The organism is Amycolatopsis sp. cmx-4-83 (assembly GCF_046548815.1).
In the GTDB taxonomy this organism is placed as follows: Bacteria; Actinomycetota; Actinomycetes; order Mycobacteriales; family Pseudonocardiaceae; genus Amycolatopsis; species Amycolatopsis pretoriensis_A.
This window is the reverse complement of sequence record NZ_JAEBEF010000002.1, coordinates 271,259-288,817: the sequence shown is the minus strand read 5'-3', so window position 1 is coordinate 288,817 and position 17,559 is coordinate 271,259. Positions and strand designations below refer to the sequence as shown.

At 72.6% G+C, this 17,559-nt stretch carries 15 protein-coding genes and 1 tRNA gene; 7 read left to right on the top strand and 9 right to left on the bottom strand.

Annotated elements, in window-relative coordinates; genetic code table 11:
• Positions 1 to 36 precede the first annotated feature (36 nt).
• Positions 37 to 333, bottom strand: coding sequence for a WhiB family transcriptional regulator (locus ACLJQM_RS06375; protein ID WP_247017272.1), 297 nt, complete (start codon positions 331 to 333; stop codon positions 37 to 39).
• Between the two features lie 344 nt (positions 334 to 677).
• Here ACLJQM_RS06375 and ACLJQM_RS06370 point away from each other — a divergent pair, with 344 nt between their 5' ends.
• A complete protein-coding gene (locus ACLJQM_RS06370) occupies positions 678 to 2,852 on the top strand; it encodes a transglycosylase domain-containing protein (RefSeq protein ID WP_360777639.1) in 2,175 nt (724 codons plus the stop codon).
• A 42-nt stretch (positions 2,853 to 2,894) separates the two neighbouring features.
• Here ACLJQM_RS06370 and ACLJQM_RS06365 read toward each other — a convergent pair whose 3' ends face one another.
• Positions 2,895 to 4,709, bottom strand: a complete 1,815-nt coding sequence (locus ACLJQM_RS06365) for a protein kinase domain-containing protein (RefSeq protein ID WP_410630436.1) — start codon at positions 4,707 to 4,709, stop codon at positions 2,895 to 2,897.
• A gap of 117 nt (positions 4,710 to 4,826) precedes the next feature.
• Between ACLJQM_RS06365 and ACLJQM_RS06360 the strand changes: the two genes are divergently transcribed.
• Together ACLJQM_RS06360 and ACLJQM_RS06355 are read left to right on the top strand one after the other, a co-directional pair.
• A complete protein-coding gene (locus tag ACLJQM_RS06360; RefSeq protein WP_247017265.1) occupies positions 4,827 to 5,807 on the top strand; it encodes a metallophosphoesterase in 981 nt (326 codons plus the stop codon).
• 29 nt (positions 5,808 to 5,836) lie between these two features.
• A tRNA-Pro gene (locus tag ACLJQM_RS06355) sits at positions 5,837 to 5,910 on the top strand.
• A gap of 52 nt (positions 5,911 to 5,962) precedes the next feature.
• Here the strand turns inward: ACLJQM_RS06355 and ACLJQM_RS06350 are convergent.
• Positions 5,963 to 6,727 carry a class I SAM-dependent methyltransferase gene (locus ACLJQM_RS06350; RefSeq protein ID WP_410630435.1) on the bottom strand — a complete coding sequence of 255 codons (765 nt, stop codon included), beginning with the start codon at positions 6,725 to 6,727 and terminating at the stop codon, positions 5,963 to 5,965.
• Positions 6,728 to 6,766: 39 nt separating this feature from the next.
• Between ACLJQM_RS06350 and ACLJQM_RS06345 the strand changes: the two genes are divergently transcribed.
• Positions 6,767 to 8,617 carry a prolyl oligopeptidase family serine peptidase gene (locus tag ACLJQM_RS06345; RefSeq protein ID WP_360777644.1) on the top strand — a complete coding sequence of 617 codons (1,851 nt, stop codon included), beginning with the start codon at positions 6,767 to 6,769 and terminating at the stop codon, positions 8,615 to 8,617.
• A 68-nt stretch (positions 8,618 to 8,685) separates the two neighbouring features.
• On the opposite strand, the gene ACLJQM_RS06340 is transcribed toward ACLJQM_RS06345, so the two are convergent.
• The 6 genes from ACLJQM_RS06340 to ACLJQM_RS06315 are packed head-to-tail and all read right to left on the bottom strand — an operon-like array spanning position 8,686 to position 13,727.
• Positions 8,686 to 8,871 carry a tautomerase family protein gene (locus ACLJQM_RS06340; protein ID WP_247017259.1) on the bottom strand — a complete coding sequence of 62 codons (186 nt, stop codon included), beginning with the start codon at positions 8,869 to 8,871 and terminating at the stop codon, positions 8,686 to 8,688.
• A gap of 9 nt (positions 8,872 to 8,880) precedes the next feature.
• Complete coding sequence (locus ACLJQM_RS06335) at positions 8,881 to 9,903, bottom strand: GNAT family N-acetyltransferase (RefSeq protein ID WP_360777646.1); 1,023 nt, start codon at positions 9,901 to 9,903, stop codon at positions 8,881 to 8,883.
• On the bottom strand, positions 9,897 to 10,940 hold the full coding sequence (locus ACLJQM_RS06330; protein WP_410630434.1) for a GNAT family N-acetyltransferase: 1,044 nt from the start codon (positions 10,938 to 10,940) through the stop codon (positions 9,897 to 9,899). The genes ACLJQM_RS06335 and ACLJQM_RS06330 overlap by 7 nt, the downstream gene beginning before the upstream one ends.
• The gene (locus ACLJQM_RS06325) at positions 10,937 to 11,968 is read right to left on the bottom strand and encodes a hypothetical protein (protein WP_410630800.1); all 1,032 of its coding nucleotides are present in this window, start codon (positions 11,966 to 11,968) and stop codon (positions 10,937 to 10,939) included. Before ACLJQM_RS06325 ends, ACLJQM_RS06330 begins: the two co-directional genes overlap by 4 nt.
• 23 nt (positions 11,969 to 11,991) lie before the next feature.
• Positions 11,992 to 13,023 (bottom strand): GNAT family N-acetyltransferase, encoded by a 1,032-nt coding sequence (locus ACLJQM_RS06320; protein WP_410630433.1) that lies wholly within the window; start codon positions 13,021 to 13,023, stop codon positions 11,992 to 11,994.
• A complete protein-coding gene (locus ACLJQM_RS06315; protein WP_247025464.1) occupies positions 13,020 to 13,727 on the bottom strand; it encodes a hypothetical protein in 708 nt (235 codons plus the stop codon). The genes ACLJQM_RS06320 and ACLJQM_RS06315 overlap by 4 nt, the downstream gene beginning before the upstream one ends.
• Before the next feature lie 324 nt (positions 13,728 to 14,051).
• Between ACLJQM_RS06315 and ACLJQM_RS06310 the strand changes: the two genes are divergently transcribed.
• From ACLJQM_RS06310 to ACLJQM_RS06300, 3 genes are read left to right on the top strand one after another with little or no spacing between them, the layout of a single operon-like run.
• On the top strand, positions 14,052 to 15,062 hold the full coding sequence (locus ACLJQM_RS06310) for a glycosyltransferase family 2 protein (RefSeq protein WP_410630432.1): 1,011 nt from the start codon (positions 14,052 to 14,054) through the stop codon (positions 15,060 to 15,062).
• Positions 15,059 to 16,300: an ATP-grasp domain-containing protein gene (locus ACLJQM_RS06305; RefSeq protein ID WP_247017246.1), complete on the top strand. Its 1,242-nt coding sequence runs from the start codon at positions 15,059 to 15,061 to the stop codon at positions 16,298 to 16,300. The genes ACLJQM_RS06310 and ACLJQM_RS06305 overlap by 4 nt, the downstream gene beginning before the upstream one ends.
• The gene (locus tag ACLJQM_RS06300; protein WP_360777656.1) at positions 16,297 to 17,550 is read left to right on the top strand and encodes a hypothetical protein; all 1,254 of its coding nucleotides are present in this window, start codon (positions 16,297 to 16,299) and stop codon (positions 17,548 to 17,550) included. The genes ACLJQM_RS06305 and ACLJQM_RS06300 overlap by 4 nt, the downstream gene beginning before the upstream one ends.
• Positions 17,551 to 17,559 lie beyond the last annotated feature (9 nt).

Genomic DNA, 17,559 nt, shown 5'->3' with positions numbered 1-17,559 from the left:
CGAGACGGAACTTTCCCTACGAAAGTGACGGCCTGCTCAGCCGACTTCGACCCGCTCCAGTGCGTTGCGCTTGGCCGCTTCCAGCAGTTCGGCCCAGCTCTCCACGTCGGGGCGGCGGCGCAGCAACGCCCGCCGTTCCCGTTCGGTCATGCCACCCCAGACCCCGAAGTTGATGCGGCCGTCGAGTGCTTCGGCGAGGCATTCCGTGCGGACCGGGCAGCCCAGGCACACGGCCTTGGCCCGGTTCTGCTCGGCACCCCGGACGAACAGGCCGTCCGGATCGGCGTCCCGGCAGGACGCGTTGATTCGCCAGCTCGACTGGTTGGTTTCCATACCCCCAGCTCCCTACCCTGGTGATCGACGCACCAGCGGGGAAAGGCACTGCGCTCCTTGCCCCCGCGAGCGTGTCTCCCTCAGCTCACGTCGGTTACCCGGGCACCTCCCCGGTGCCGGTGCCGCCGAACGGAGCAGGCGAGCTCCCACTCGCGTTGATCCATCCGACGGCTTTTCTTCGTGAGACGTTGACGGACTGTAGGGGCCCTCGGTTCCCCCCGTCGAGACCTAGAATGCCTTCCGTTACCAGAAGTCACCGAAGGGGGTCGGTTTTGTCACTGATTTCACACTTGCGGAGACAGGGCGTCACCGTCGCCTGAGTCGTTCCGGGTAGCCTGGCCCTCGTGCGAAAAGCGGACGGTTTGTTCAAGCTCATCGGCCTCTGCCTGCTCGCCGGGGTGCTCGTCGCCGGCATGCTCTTCCCGGTCGTGGGGGCCGCCGGTGTCATGTCCAACCAGGCCAGCGAGACGGTGGAGAAGACTTCGTCGGACCTCGCCGACATCCCGCCGCCGCTGGTGACGACCGTCACCGACAGCACCGGCAAGCCGATCGCGACCCTCTACGACCAGTACCGGCTGCCGATCACGCCGGACCAGATCAACGAGGCCATGAAGTGGGCCCTGGTCTCGGTCGAGGACAAGCGGTTCTACGACCACCACGGCGTCGACTGGCAGGGCACCCTGCGCGCGGCCGTCAGCAACACCACCGGCGCGGACACGCAGGGCGCGTCGACGCTGACCCAGCAGTACACCAAGAACTACCTGATCAACGTCGTCTACCGGAACGACCCGGTCGGCCAGAAGAAGGCCCAGGAGCAGTCGATCGCCCGCAAGCTCAAGGAAGCGCGGATCGCGATCCAGCTCGAGACGAAGCTGTCCAAGCAGCAGATCCTCGCGGGCTACCTCAACATCGTCGAGTTCTCCCGGCAGATCTACGGCATCGGCGCCGCCGCGCACGCGTACTTCAACACCACGCCGGAGAAGCTGACCGTGCCGCAGGCCGCGCTGCTGGCCGGGCTGGTGAACAACCCGATCAACAACGACCCGTGGAAGCACGCGGACAAGGCGACCGCGCGCCGCAACCTCGTCCTCGACCGCATGGTGGAGAACAAGAAGCTGGCGAAGACCGACGCCGACCGCTTCAAGGGCGAGCCGCTGGGCGTCGTGCCGGACTTCCCGGCGAAGCCGCCGGCCAACTGCATCGGCGCGGGCCCGGAGTCCGGCTTCTTCTGCCAGTACGTCGAGGACTACCTGCTCAAGTCCGGGATGACGAAGGACCAGCTCTACACCGGCGGCTACACGATCAAGAGCACGCTGGACGAGCGCGCGAACCACGAGGCGAAGGTCTCGGCCGAAGCGCAGGTCGACAAGACCCAGAAGTACGTCGCGAACACGCTGTCGCTGATCAGACCGGGCAAGAACCGGCACGAGGTGGTCGCGCTGGCCGCGAACCGCGACTACGGCCAGGACCAGGACGCCGGCCAGACGACGTACGCGCTGCCCGCGGGCGTCTACAACACCGGTGGCGCCGGGTCGACGTTCAAGATCTTCACGTCGGCGGCCGTCCTCGACAAGGGCATCGCGGGGATCTACTCGCCGGTCGACATGCCGGACTCCTACACGTCGCACGTGTTCTCGACCGGCAAGGGCGGCTGCAGCACCACGCCGACCGGGAAACCCGCCACCTACTGGTACTGCGTCGGCAACGCGGGCGACTACAGCCGGGTGGGCGCCAACGCGACCCTCCAGACGGCGCTGGCGACGTCCCCGAACACCACGTTCGTGGCGCTGGAGGACCAGCTCGGCAGCACCGGCCCCGCCATCGACATGGCGAAGCGGCTGGGCCTGCGCGAGACGATGGCGAGCAACACCGGCGGCGGCCCGGTCGACCCGAACGTCAAGGGCAAGAGCCAGAGCCAGGCGGAGGCGTACGGCCCCAACGGGAACAGCCCGGGCTTCGGCGCGTTCACGCTCGGGTTCAGCCCGGTGAGCGGCCTGGAGATGGGCAACGTCGCCGCGACGATCCTCTCCGGCGGGGTCTGGTGCCCGCCGACCCCGATCGCCGGGGTGACCGACCGCAACGGCAAGCCGGTGCCGGTCAAGGAAGCACCGTGTGAACAGGCCGTGCCCGAGGGCTTGGCGAACACCCTCGCCGTGGGCATGAGCAAGGACGACCAGCCGGGCGGCACGTCGGCCAAGGCCGCCGCCGACGTCGGCTGGGACCGCCCGATCATCGGCAAGACCGGCACGACGCAGGGCAACGTCTCGGCGGCGTTCGTCGGCGGCACCCCGCAGCTGGCGGGCGCGGCGATGACGTTCAAGTTCGGTGGCGGGCAGGGCGGCATCTGCGACGCCGGCCCGGGCAACGTCCGGGTCTGCGGCGGCGGCGGGAACATCTTCGGCGGCAAGGCCCCGGCCCGCACCTGGTTCGGCGCGATGAAGAACATCATGGACGCCAGCCAGCCGAGGATGGAGCTCCCGCAACCGGATCCGCAGTACCTGGGCGGCGGTCGCCGGTAGCCAGGACGACGAGGAGGGCCCGCGGGGAACCGCGGGCCTTCTTCAGTTCTCGGGCATCTCCGACAGGACCTCGGTGTTCCACCACTGGTAGAGCTTGTCCAGCTCGTCGTTGTCCGTCACCTTGGTGGAGAGCAGGATCCCCGCCACGAGGGTCTTCTTCTCCGTCCACACCAGCTGCGCCGGGTCGCCGAGGAAGCAGGTCAGGAACTCGCCGGGGACCGGGTTCGGGACTTCCGCGCGGTAGTACGTGCCCCAGATCTTCGGGTGCGTGTCCGGCCGGCACGCGCCGTGGGCGTCGTCGCGGGTGAGTCCCTGGGTCTTCACGATGTCCTGGAAGAACGCGTCCATCGCCGCCGCGTCCGGGAAGCGCACGAACTTCGCCCCGGTCGGCTGCTGGAACACCACGTTGCCGATCTTGACGTCGCCGACGTTCGAGTCCGTGCACTCCGCCGCCGCGGCCGTGCCGGCCGGCGCCGCCGCGGGCACGCACGTGTACCCCTTGTAGACCGCGGGGAGCGCGGCGAACAGCTTCGTGTCGGGCGCGCTCTTCGATTCCGAAGTGGACGGTGCGGTCTCCGGGCTCTTCTCCGGCGTCGGCGAGGGCGGTGGCGTCGAGACGACGGTCTTCGGGGTGATCGGGCCGGGCCCCGCCGTGTTCCCCTTGTCGCCGTTGGTCACGACGTAGGTGATCACCAGCGCGACCACGACGACGCCGGCCAGCGCGGCGCACAACGCGATCCAGCGGTTCCGCTGGGACTTCGGCGGCGCGGCCGGGCCGACCTTGCCCGCCGGGCCGGTGAACCGGACGGGCTGCGGGCCGGTCGGCGGGCCCGGGTGGGGACCGGTCGGCGGGCCGGCGTACGGCCCGGTCACCGGGGCGGCCATCGGGACCGGCCCGGACGGCGGGTTCAGCGGGCCGGAGAACGTCGGCGGCGGCGCGGCCAGCGTGGGCCGCGGCGGGGTCGGCGGACCCGGCACGGCCATCGGGCCCACCGGACCGACCGGGCCCGGCAGGGTCTTCTGCCACGTCGGGGCCGGCGGCGCCGGCGCGGTCACCGCCGCGCGGACGGCGTCGGCGAACGCCTTCGCCGTCGGGTAGCGGGCGGCCGGCTCCTTCGCCATCCCGTGCGCCACCACGGCGTCCAGGGCGGCCGGCAGGCCCGGCCGCACCTGCGACGGCACCGGCGGCGGCGCGGTCAGGTGCGCGCCCATCTGCGCGGCCGCGCCCTCGCCCAAGAACGGCCGGCGGCCGGTGACGCACTCGAAGAACACGCACGCGAGCGCGTAGACGTCGACCAGGCCGGTGATCGGGGCGTCGCCGAAGCGTTCGGGCGCCATGTAGTCGAGCGTGCCGATCACGTTGCCGGTGCCGGTGATCGACGTGCCCTCGGCGGTCATCGACCGCGCGATGCCGAAGTCCACGAGGTACACGAAATCGGCGCTCGTCACGAGCACGTTGGACGGCTTGACGTCCCGGTGCACCAGGCCGTCTTCGTGGGCGGCGTCGAGCGCGCCCGCGACCTGCTCGACGATCCCGGCGGCCCGCTCCGGCGTCAGCGGCCCGTCCTCGAGCAGTTCCTTGAGGTCCTTGCCTTCGACCAGGCGCATGTCGAGGTAGAGGCGGCCGTCGATCTCGCCGTAGGCGTGGATCGGGATGACGTGCGGCTCCCGCAGCCGCGCCACGATCTGCGACTCGCGCCGGAACCGCGCGCGGAAGGCTTCGTCGCCCGCGTTCGGACCGGACAGCAGCTTCAGCGCGACCACGCGGTCGTGCGCGGTGTCGTAGGCGCGGTGGACCTCGCCCATTCCCCCTCGGCCGAGCAGGCCTTCGATCTTGTACGGCCCGAACTGCTCCATCGTTCTCCCCAACCCCCCGGCTGGTCACCCTTGTACGGGCCGACGCAGATGCTAATCGGCAGGTTCCCCAGAACGGCGGCGAGTTCATCCAACCGTTGAGCACGTATCCTGGAGCCCGTGAGCACGCTCAGTAACACAAGCACGTCGGGGGCGACCGCGAAGCGCCTCGCCGCGGGGACGGTGGCGCTCGGCGTCGCGACCCTCGGTTACGCCGTCGGCATCGAACGGCGCCACTGGACCCTGCGCACCGCGGAGCTCCCGGTGCTCGCGCCGGGCTCGCGGCCCTTCACCGTCCTGCACGTCTCGGACCTGCACATGCTGCCGGGCCACCGCAGCAAGCAGCGCTGGGTCGCCGCGCTCGACGAGCTGAACCCCGACCTCGTCGTCAACACCGGGGACAACCTGTCGCACCGGACGGCCGTGCCGTCCGTGCTGCGCGCGCTGGGCCCGCTGCTCGACCGGCCGGGGGTGTTCGTCTTCGGGAGCAACGACTACTACGCGCCCAAGCCGAAGAACCCGGCCCGGTACCTGATGCCGCGGGGCAAGAAGAAGCGCATCCACGGCGTTCAGCTGCCCTGGCGCGACCTGCGCGCGGCCTTCGTCGAGCACGGCTGGACCGACCTGACGCACGTCCGCCGCACCGTCGACGTCGGCGGGCAGGCCGTGTTCGCGGCCGGCGTCGACGACCCGCACCTGCGCCGCGACCGCTACCCCGACATCGCGGGCCCGGCCGACCGCACCGCCGCCGTCCGCATCGGCGTGACGCACTCGCCGGAGCCGCGGGTCCTCGACACGTTCGCCACGGACGGTTACGACCTCGTGCTGGCGGGGCACACCCACGGCGGCCAGCTGCGGCTCCCGGGTTACGGCGCCATCGTCACCAACTGTGACCTGGATCGCAGCCGCGCGCGGGGCGCTTCGCGGTGGGGCGCGCAGATGTGGCTGCACGTCTCGGCCGGTCTGGGGACGTCGCCGTGGGCGCCGGCCCGGTTCGCCTGCCCGCCGGAAGCGAGCCTGTTGACGCTGGTCCCGCGTGGATCGGAGCCCGCCAAGCCCCGAAAGCTGGCCCCGCGGAAAGCCCGAAACACCGTCCGCTAGACTTCTCCACGACCCGTTAAGCAGTACCTCGGGGTGTGGCGCAGCTTGGTAGCGTGCCTCGTTCGGGTCGAGGAGGTCGTGGGTTCGAATCCCGCCACCCCGACGAGTAAGAGCCGGTGTCTTCGGACACCGGCTCTTCTGGTTTCAGCGCCGGTTCAGCGGGTCGCCGTCACTTCGACCCAGCACTGGCTGAAGTCGCCGTCCCCGCCGCGGGTCCACACCGACGCCGAACGCGCCGCGCTCGCCAGCTGGTCGCGGTCGCGGCCCTCCCCCTCGAGCGCCGCTTCCAACCGGGACTCCACGTACTTCGCCAGGTCCCGGTAGCTCATGTCCGAGCGGTAGCGGGCTCTCGACACGATCTCCGTGAACCCCGCCGACGCGCACTGCTCGGCGATCACCCGGCCCGCGAAGGGGTTGCCGCCCGCCTGGCGGCGCAGCAGGTAGTGCCCGCGCAGGGCCGCGTCGACGTTCGCCGTCTTCGGGCGCAGGCGAGCCTTGCTCCAGTCCGAAGTGGACAGCGCCAGGCGACCGCCGGGGCGAAGCACGCGGCGCAGTTCCGCGAGTGCGTCCAGCGGAGCGGCCAGGTGCTCGAACAAGGCGTGCGAGAAAGCCACGTCCACACTCGCGTCCGCGAACGGCAGGTCGTACGCCGACGCCACCAGGTAGTCCACTGTGGACCTTCCGGCGCGGCGGGCGGCGGCCCGGGCGAGCTCGACCTGACCGGCGTCGAGGTCCACCCCCGTGACGCGGGACTCCGCCGCCAGGCCGAGCGTGATCGAGCCCGGGCCGCAGCCGAGGTCGACCACCCACCTGCCCGGGGCGAACAGGGGCTGGGCGAACGCCGCGCGCTCGGCAGCCGTGCGCGCGGACATCATCGAAACCGCGTCTCGCCCGTAGCCCGGCGCGTAACCCTCCAGCACCCCGCACACAGTACGGCCAGAAGGTGGCAGGATCGAGGGGTGAGCACGCAGTCAGCGAACCAATATCCGCCCGCGGTGGTCCCGGACCGGCTGTTCGACGACGCCGAAGCCGAGAACCGCTGGCGCGCCCGCTTCCACGCGCCGCGCATCTCCACGCCCGACTGGGCCCGCGACGCGCCCGACGCCAACATCTACGTGTCCAATTCCAGTGGCGTCTGGGAGGTCTACGCCTGGAACCGCGCGACGGGCGAGCACCGCCGCGTCACCGACCGGCCCAACGGCACCCTGCACGCGACGCCGTCCCCGGACGGCGAGTGGATCTGGTGGTTCGACGACACCGACGGCGACGAGTTCGGCTCGTGGGTGCGCGAGCCGTTCGCCGCGACCGAGGGCAGCAAGCCGGAGAAGGGTGTCCCGGACGTCCACGACGGCTACCCGGCCGGGCTCGAGATCGGCGCGAAGCTCGTCGCGGTCGGCGTCTCGACCGACGACGGCAGCGAGCTGTTCGCCCGGGTCGACGGCGAAACGCACCGCTTCTACAGCCACGCGGACGACGCCGGCATCTCCTCGCTCTCCCGCGACGAGAGCCTGATCGCGATTTCGCACTCCGAACACGGCGATTCGCGCCACCCCGCGCTGCGGGTGCTCGCCACCGACGGCTTCGGCGTGGTCGCCGAGAAGTGGGACGGCGAGGGCAAGGGCCTGTCCGCGCTGGAGTTCTCGCCGCTACCCGGCGACCAGCGGCTGCTCGTCCTGCATGAACGCCGCGGCCGCGAAGAACTGCTCGTCTGGGACGTCCGCGCGGACACCGAGACCGAGCTCGAGCTGGACCTGCCCGGCGAGGTCGTCGCGGGCTGGTACCCGGACGCGCGCGCCCTGCTGGTCGTGCACTTCCACGAGGGCCGCAGTTCCTTGTACCGCTACGACCTCGACACCGCCGAGTTGTCCTCTGTGGACACCCCGGCCGGCCGGATCGGCGGCGCGGGCGTCCGCCCGGACGGCACGGTCGAGTACTCGTGGTCGAGCGCGGCCGAGCCCAGCGCCGTGCGCTCGCGGACCACCGACGGCGCCGACGCGATCCTGCTGGAGCCGCCGGGTGACCGGGCGCCGGGGTCCGAGCCGGTGACCGACGCGTTCGTCGAAGGCGTCGGCGGCCGGATCCACGCGCTGGTCTCGCGGCCTTCGAACGCGGCCGACGGCCCGCTGCCCACGGTGTTCTCCCTGCACGGCGGCCCGCACGCGGCGGACGAGGACCGCTTCTCGGCCTACCGCGCGACCTGGCTCGACGCCGGGTTCGCCGTGGTCGAGGTCAACTACCGCGGCTCGACCGGCTACGGCTCGGCCTGGCGCGACGCCATCGAAGGCCGGCCGGGGCTGACCGAGCTGGAAGACGTCGCTTCGGTGCACGACTGGGCCGTCCAAAGTGGACTCAGCGACCCGGCCAAGTGCGTCGTCAACGGCGCTTCCTGGGGCGGTTACCTGTCCCTGCTCGCGCTCGGCACGCAGCCGGCGCGGTGGGCGGCGGGTGTCGCCGGGGTGCCGGTGGCGGACTACGTCGCCGCGTACGAAGACGAGATGGAGCAGCTGCGCTCGTTCGACCGCGCGCTGTTCGGCGGCTCGCCGGAGGACGTGCCGGCGGTGTACCGGGAGTGCTCGCCGCTCACCTACGTGGACGCCGTCACGGCGCCGGTGCTCGTGCTGGCCGGCGACAACGACCCGCGCTGCCCGATCCGCCAGATCGAGAACTACCTGAACCGGCTCGGCGGCCGCGACCTGCACCACGAGTTCTACCGCTACGACGCGGGCCACGGCTCGCTGGTGATCGCGGAGACGATCAAGCAGACGTCGATCGAGGTCCACTTCGCCCTGCGAGCCCTCAACCTGCGCTGACCCCAACCCCCGCACTTTCACGTGAAAGTGCGGGGGCCAAGGCCGCACTTTCACGTGAAAGTGCGGCTTCAGCGTTCGGAGTGCAGGACGCCGCCGGTGGCCCAGTGGTCGGCGCCGATCTCCACCAGCGTCACCTGGACGCCTTCGGGCTTGCCGCCGCACGTGCGGACGAAGGCGTCGGTCAGTTCGCGGACCAACGCGCTCTTCTGGGCGGGCGTGCGGCCGGGGAACAGGGAAACGCTGATCATGGGCATGGCGGGAAGCTAACACCAGACCGGGACGGCCGCCGCGAACTGCGGGACGAGCCGCGCGCCGAGGGTCGCCTTCATCTCCGTCATCTTCTTGCCGAACACCACCGACGCGCGCCCGTTCGCGATCGCCCAGCGCACCGCCTCGCCGTAGAAGTGGAAGTACAGGTTCGGCCGGCCGCCGTCCGACGGCGGCAGGGCGCCCCAGTGCCGGGCGATCGGCAGGTCCGGGTGGTCGAGCAGCGTCGCCAGCGCGATCAGCCGCCCGGTCCGGGTGTCGTGGTAGGAGATCACCGAGACGTCGGGTTGCCGCAGCAGCGCCGCCAGGTAGCCGGTGAAGTGCGGCAACGGCACGATCGGCACGTCGTGGTGCTTGCGCTCGTTGTGCCGCAGCACCTCGGCGACGGCGACCGGGTCGGCGTCCTTCCCCGGCACGAACCGCACCTCGACCGACGGGTCGGCGTCGAAGGTCCGGAAGATCTTGCGCAGGTTCTGCTTCCGCTTGCGGGCCAGGGAGTTCATCCAGTCGTCGCGCGAGCCGAACGCGGCGACGTCGAGCACCGCGATGTCCTCGGTCCGGCGCACCAGCCGGAACCGGCCGTCGACGGCGGGGACGCCCGGCTCGCCGACCTGCCGCACCAGCAGCCCGCGCAGGCCGCGGCCGAGCTCGGCCCGCATGGCCGGGACGTACGCCTCGAGCAGCCGCGTGACGCCGCCGTCGCCGCCCGCGTCGGCGAACCACCAGCCCGGCTGCGAACCCGAGCCGGGCCCGCGGACGTCGAGGCCGCCGACCCGGCCCCGGCCGGTGCCGGCGAACCGGTGCCGCCGCGTCCGGCCGGTGACCCACGCGGCGCTGACCACCCCGGTCGGCTCACCGCCCTCGCGCAGCACCGTCACCGGTTGCGGGGTCCGCGCGGCCCAGGCCTGGGTCGCGAGCACCGCCCAGCTCCAGTCCGCGCGCAGGCCGGCCCGCTCGCGCAACGCCGTCCAGTACGCCGGTTCCGCGTCGTGGCGCGGGTCGAGCACGTCGATCACCACCGCGTCACCGGCCTCGGCACGACCACGCCGGTCATCGGGCTCGGGCTGAACCCCAGCGAGGCCTTGAGGTCGGTGACCCCGCGGCCCAGTGACAGGAACTTCCGGTTGTTCTCGATCATGTGCCGCACTCCCCGCACGACGACGTCGAAGTAGAGGTGTTTCGGCCGGCCACCGCCGGGCGGCAGCGCGGCCCAGTGCTGGTGCAGGGGCATCACCGGGTGGTCGAGCAGGTCGGTGAAGGCGAGCAGGCGGCCCTCGGCGTCGTGGTAGGTCGTGGTGACGACGTCGGGGCGGCGGACCAGCTCGCCGAGGTACTCGGCGGTCACCGGGCCGCGCTGGTCGAACTTCACCGGCCCCTTGGTCGCGCGGTGCGCCCGCAGCATCGCCGCCAGCTCCTCGGGGTCGAGGTCGTCGCGCGCGGTGCCCTCGCGGACGACCACCCCGGGGTCGGCGGCGATCTTGCGGATCTGGCCGCGCAGGCTCGAGCGGCGGTTGCGGCTCAGCGACGCGAGCCAGTCGTCGAGGTCGCCGAAGGTGTTCTCCAGCACCAGGGCCGGCTGGATCCCCCGGACGAGCCGGCCGCGCCCGGCCACCAGCCCGGCGGTGTCGGGGGTGGCCGCGCGGTAGACCACGCCGAGGCAGCCCGGCCCGGTGCGCCGGCAGGCGGCGCGTTCGAACCGGTGCAGGATCTCGCGGCGCGCGGCGGCGTCGAGTGCTTCGGCGAACAGCCACGCCGGGTAGCACGACAGCCAGGCGTGCTGGACCTCCAGCCAGCGCGGCGTCCACCGCGCGACACCGCCGACCGCGCCGGGTTCGCCCGAGCCGCCGGGGTGGCAGACCATCGCGAGCACCGCGGCGACGAGCTCGTCGCCGTCGCTGACGACGGTGAGCAGGTACGGGCTGCGCGACGGCCGCGACTCCGTGCACAGCAAGCCGTAGTCCCAGGTCAGCGGGGCTTGCTGGGCTTCGAGGAACGCGGCCCAGCCGGCGGGTTCGGGATCGGTGCGCGGGTCGAGCACCCGGACGGTCCAGGTCATCGGCCCAGCACCGGCCTCGGTACCGCCACCGAGAAGAGGCTTCGCGTGCCGAAGCCCAGCGCCTCCTTCTCCGGCAGCATCGCGCGGCCGGCGGTCAGCTCCGGCCGTCCCGCGGCGATCATGTGGGCCACGCAGCGGGCGTAGCAGTCGACATAGAGACCCTTCCGGCCGCCTTCCGCGCTCGGTAGCGCGGCCCAGTGGTGGACCGCGCACCCGCGGTCCTGGTCGATCATCGTGTTGAAGCCGAGCAGCTTGCCGTCCGCGGCCCGGTAGGTCCGGGTCACGACGTCCGGGCGCCGGACGAGCGCGTCGAGGTAGGCCGGCGCGATCGGGCTGCGGGTGTCCAGGTGCAGCCCGCCGACGCGGGAACGCTGCCCGCCGGCCCACGCGCGGTCGTCCTGCCGCGCGCGGTGGGCGTTGAGCAGCACGGCCAGCTCGTGCGGATCGAGGTCGGTGCGCCCGGCCGCCGCTTCGGTGGCGACGTCCGGGTCCAGGTACCGGCGGACGTCCGGCGCGAGCGCCGCCGCCCATTCGTCCACAGTGGAATAGCGGTTGACGAGCACGGCGGCCGGGTCGATCTCGCGGCTGATCCGGGCCCGGCCCGCCAGCGCGGGCACCAGCTCCGGGTTCATCGCCCGGTAGACGACGCCGAGCAGGCCGGGGCCGACATACTCGCGCAGCGCCCGCTCGAACTGGCGGATCGCGGTGCGCCGCTCGGTGAAGCCGTCGTCGAACACGCACGCCGGATAGCCGCTCAGCAGCGGGAGGTAGACCTCGGCCCAGCGCGGCCGGAACCGGCCACCGGAGAGCGGGCCGAACGTGCCGGCGCCCCAGCCCCGGCACACCATCACCGACAACGCGCCGACGACGAGCGAGCCTTGGCGGACGACGGCGAGCACCGGCGGGTTCTTCGCCAGCCACGCCTCGCGGCGCAGCAGCTCGTAGTCCCACACCGGCGGCAGGCACCGGGCACGGAACGCGGCCCAGCCCTCCGGCGGCGGGTCGGTGCGGGGGTCGTGGACGTCCACCCGCGACACCGCGGTCACGGTCTTCACCGGCCCAGCACCGGCCTCGGCACGGCGGCCGTGTAGACCGGCCGGGGCCGGAACCCCAGCTCCTGCTTCAGCTCGATCATGCCGCGCCCCGCGGACAGCTCCCGGGCGCCGCGCTTCGCGGTGAAGCGCACCGCGCGCACGTAGGAGTCGAAGTACAGCCACCTCTTCCCGCCCGCGGCCGGCGGCAGCGCCGCCCAGTGCTGCAGGACGGGGGTGTCCGGGTGGTCGAGCATGGTCTGCACGGCGAGCAGCTGCCCGCCGGTGCCGGTGTAGGTCAGGGTGTGCACGTCCGGCCGCCGGACGAACCGGTCGAGGAACCCCGCCGACGGCGGCGTGCGGGTGTCCAGCGCCAGCCGCCCGTACCGCTCGCGGTGCGCCTGGATCAGCCCGGCCAGCTCGGCGCCGTCGAGGTCGGTGCGGCCCGCGCCACCGCGGATCACCAGCGACGGGTCTTCGGCGAGCCGGCGCCGCTGCCGCCGCAGTCCCGCCCGCCGCGACTTCGACAGCGACGCGATCCAGTCCTCTTCGGACTCGAACCGGTTCTCCAGCACCGCCACCGGGTCCACGCGCTTGACGAGCCGGCCGCGGCCGGCGAGGCCGGTGGCGAGCTCCTCGCCGAGCGCGCGGTGGACGATACCGAGCAGGCCCGGCCCGAGGTGGCGGCCCAGCTCCCGCTCGAACTCCCGCACCAGCGCCGCGTGGTCGCGCACCCCGGGCGCGAACGCGATCCCGGGGTAGCCGCTGAGCCACGGCTGGCAGACCTCGGCCCAGAACGGCCGCAGCAAGCGCTTCCCGGGCCGCGGCGCGAACCGCGGGGCCAGCCGGGGACGGCAGACCAGCACGGACACCGCGGCGACGAGCGCGTCGCCGTCGGCCGCGACGACCAGCAGCTGCGGGTTGCGGGCACCCCAGGCTTCGAGACCCATCACGCCGTAGTCCCACACCGGGTGCAGCCGGGCGGCCCGCGAAAACTCCGCCCACCCCGCGGGCGCCGGGTCGGCGCGGGGGTCGTGGAACGTGAACCTCATGCCAGGACGACCGGGGTGCCGTGCCGGGGGCAGAACGCGATCTCGCCGCGCACCCCGCCGGCCGGGACGACGTCGACGAACCGCGGGGAAGCCTGGCGCAGCAACGTGAACGCGAGCCCGGCGGCGGTCGGGCGCGCGTAGACGTGCGGCCAGTCGAGGTGCCACCGCCCGCAGTCGCCCAAGGCGCCGAGGTACCCGAGCACCGGGTCGTGCAGCACGCCGTACGGGCCGGCGTCCAGCGAATCGAGTTCGCGGTGCGGCACGGCCTCGACGCGGTGGTCCTCGGCGAACGCCGCGATCGCCTTGTCGTCACCGACGGCGAGCACGCGGCGCCCGCGGTCCAGCACGGCCGCGACTTCGCGCAGCACCGAGGCGCTCGGCGCGTCCGGATCGGCGACGCAGCCCCGCACCCCCTTCGGCAGGTCCGACGGCGGCCGCAGGTCGTCGGGTCCGAGCACCACGACCAGGCTGCCGGGGTCCGGCCGGCGAGCCGTCCGCAGCACCCGCCCGAGCCCGCGCGCCGGCTCGGGCCGCCGGGCGCCGCCGGCGAGCGGGACGAGGTCGACCAGTTTGTGCACCGCTTCCGCGAGGGGTACCGCGCCGCCGTTCGTCCCGGTGCGCCCGGGCACCACGACCGGGTCCTCCCGGCCGTCGAGCGCCCAGCGCTCGCGGTAGAACGGCACCGTCGCGAACGCCGAGCGCACCGCCCGCGTGTAGGCAGCGCGCCACACGACCCCCGCCCCCAGATTCCACATGGCCGGGGAGTCTGCGCCACCGACCGGCCCGTGGGGAAGGACTTGGCCGTCAGGTCACCCCGAATGCCGGATGGGTTACTACTTTGGTCTGGGTCTGAACGGAGGAATTCGCCGAAGTACCGTCGCCGTTCTGCGATCCGTCTGCTTATAACTCCCGCCACACCGCAATCGGCAAGCGGCCTTATCGGATCCGGCTGGGGGATTCATGATCACCATTCGCACTGTCGGTGACCGCGCGGACACGAAATCGCTACACAGACCTGGACGGGGTAGATGACCAGCCCTTTCCCGAGTCCGGCCCATAGTGGACTCACCGTAGTCATTCCGTGCTTCAACGAAGTCGAGAACGTCGAACCGTCCTATCGGGAAATAACCAACGAACTAGGCCACTACTCACTCGAATTGTTTTACGTCGATGACGGGAGCGTCGACGGAACACTGGACAAGATCCGCGCACTCGCGGCCGCCGACCCGCGCGTGCGGTATTTGTCCTTTTCTCGGAACTTCGGTTTCGAAGCCGCATTCTCGGCGGGCTACCGCTACGCGGCGCAACCGTGGATCCTGCACGTCGACGCCGACCAGCAGTTCCCCGCCGCCGAAGCGGAGAAGCTCGTCGCGGCGGCGGAGCTGGGCAACGACGCGGTCTTCGGCGTCCGCACCAACCGCCAGGACCCGCGGCTGCGACGGTGGGGCACCGCCGCGTTCCACTTCCTCGGCCGGCGCGTCCTGCGGATCGAGATCCCGCCGGGCGCCACGGCGTTCCGGCTGGTCCGCGCGGAACTGGCCCGCAAGATCGTCGACCTGCGGCTCGGCACGCCGTACTTCCTGGCCACGGTCCCCCGGCTGACCAGCCGGTACACCTGCGTCCAGGTCGCGCACCGGGCCCGCGAGCGCGGCGAGTCCAAAGTGGGCTTCGGGTTCCTGGCATCGCACGCCATCGAACTCTTCGTCGGGTTCACCCGGCGGCTCACGACCGCGGCGTCCGCGACGGCGTTGCTGGCCGCGGGGATCGCGGTGCTCGCCGGTGGCGCGGCCGCGTTCGGCCTGCTCGGCGCGGGGGTCACGGCCACGCTGCTGTTCGCGCTGCTCGCGGTGCTCCTGCTGGTGGCGTCGCTGACCGTGCGCTACCTCGTCGTGGTCGGCGCGGGCCAGCCGCGGCCGCGGCAGTTCTACGTCCGGGAAGCGAACGTCGTCGTCGACGCCGAGGACCGGCTCTTCACCCCGGCGGACCCGGCGGGTCCCCGGCTCATCGATGTGCACCTGGGGAAAGGCGTTTCGGCGTGACGAGTTCGAAGAAGGACCCCGCGAGAACCCTGGTGATCCTGGGGGGCGCGGACGGTTCGGTCAGCACCTACGAGCGGGCGCGGGAGCTGGGGTTCCGCACGATTTGCGTCGACGTCCGGCCGGGCGCACCGGCGGTGGCGTACGCGGACGAGTTCCTGCAGGTCAGCGTGCGCGCACCGGAGCAGATCGCGGCGGCGCTGGAGGGCCGCCGCGACCTCGCGGGGGTGCTCTGCCCGGCCAGCGACGTCGGCCTGCCGGCGCTGGCGTGGCTGACCCGCCACTGGGGCATGCCGGACCCGCTGCCGCAGTACGCGGTGGCCGCGTCGACGGACAAGTCGGTGTTCCGCGCGCTGTGCGACCACCTGGGCCTGCCGAGCTACCGCAGCGTCGACGGCCGTCCGGGGCCGGAGCTCATCCACGCCGCCCAGCAGCTGCGCTTCCCGACGCTGGTCAAGCCGGTCGACTCCTCGGGCAGCCGCGGGGTCGTCTCCTGCCCGGGTCCGGGCCGGCTGACCAGGGCGTTCACCGAGTCGCTCGCGTTCTCGCCGTCCGGCCGCCTGGTCGTGGAGGAGCACCTCGACGGCTCGCACTTCACCATCGAGGCGCTCGTCGTCGACGGCCGGATCGTCTTCCACGCCGTGACCGAGCGGGTGCTCACGCCGCCGCCGTTCTTCGTGACGTCGTCGCACCTGCTGCCCGCCGAGCTGCCCGCCGACGTCGAGCTGAGCCTGATCGAAGCCCTCGACCAGATCTGCACCGAGCTCGGCTACCGGACGGGACCGCTGACGCTCGACGCCGTGCTCGGCCGGGACGGGCGGCTCTACCTCATCGAGATGGGCGCCCGGATGGGCGGCAACGGGCTGGCGGAAGCGATCGCGCACTGCCACGGCGCCGACCTGATCGGCGCCGGGATCGCCGCCGCCACCGGCGACGAGGTGCGGCTGGACCTGCACCAGCCGAAGCCGACGCTGGTGCACATCCTGGCGTCCGACCGCGGCGGTCACCTGTCCCGGGTGGACGGTGTCGCGGACGTGCGCGCGCTGCCCGGGCTGGTCGGCCTGCACCTGTTCGCCGACGAGGGCTCGTTCGTCCGGCCCTACGAGCAGGCCGGGCACAAGCTCGGGTACGTCGTGCTCACGGCCGGGTCGGTGCCGGAACTGCTGTCCGCGGAGAACGCCGTGCGCGGCACGCTGAAGTTCCTGCTGAGCGACCAGGACATGGCGGTACCCCTGCCGTGACGGGTCCTCCCTCGGTCAGCACCGCCCCGGCCGTGGCGCCGCCGCGGCCGGCGGTGGTGCTGCGCCTGCTCGCCGGCCGGGGCGTGTTCCGGCTTTCGGTGCAGGTGATGGGGCTGGTCCTGATCACGGCGTGGGGCGCCCGCGACTACGGGCGTTTCGCGAACGCGCTCGGCCTGATGACCTGGCTGAACTTCGTGCCGGCCGCGGCGGAGAAGTCGGCGTTGAAGAGCCTGCCGCGGCTGCACCGGACCCGGGACGCCGTCGCGGCGCTCGCGGTCCGGCTGGCCGCGGTGCCGGTGCTGGCCGTGCTGGCCGCGACCGTCGTCGCGCTGGTGGTGGCCCCGCGGTCGGACGCGGCGCTGTACCTGACGGCGGCGGCCTGGTCGATCTCCGGCGGGCTGCTGATGACGGTGTCCGGCCTGCACCGGCTGCGCGACAAGTCCACTTTGGACGCCTTGGCGTTCGCCGCCGGCTCGGTCGTGGTCGGCGTCGTGACGTGCGTGACGTGGGCGGTGGGCTGGCCACCCGAGACGCACCTGGCGTTGCTGCTGGGCGGGATCCTCGTCATCCTCGGCACTTCGGTCGCGCTGCTGCCCCGGCCGTGGCTGCGCGGGGGCGGGGTGCCGGGCCACCGGCTGCTGCCCGCGTTCGGCCGCAGCACCGTCCTGCTCGGCCTGACCGAACTGCTCGACGTCATCTCGACGTCGGTCGTGTTCGCGGTGCTCGCGTTGTCCGGCCGGACCACCGACAGCGGCCCGTTCTACCTGGCGCTGCTGGTGTCGAGCGCGTTCTGCTCGCTGCTGTACTACCAGCTCAAGCTGCACCAGCCGGCGGCGTCGCGGCGGATGCGCGGCACGGGCGCGGCGGCCGGGCGGGCACGGGCGGTCGCGCTGCTGCGGCTGGTCGAACGCGCCGGGATCGCCGTGGTCGTCCTGCTCGGCGCGGGTCTCGCCATCCCCGGGACCCGCGCCTCGCTCACGGCCGAAGACGCGTACGTCGTCCTCGGGCTGCTCGTGCTCGTCGAGACCGCGTTGTACGCGACCGGGCTGTACGCGGGCTTCCTCATCGAAAACACCAACAGCAAGGTGCTGACGCTGACGTCCGGCACCGCCGTCGTCTCGCTCGTCGCCACCGCCGCCGCCGCGGCGCTGCTCGTCCCCGTCCTCGGGCCGGTCGGCGGGTTCGCCGCACTCGTGTTCGCGCTCGCGGTGAAGGCGGCCGTCCTGCGGCGCCTGGTCCGCCGATTCTGAACCACTGGG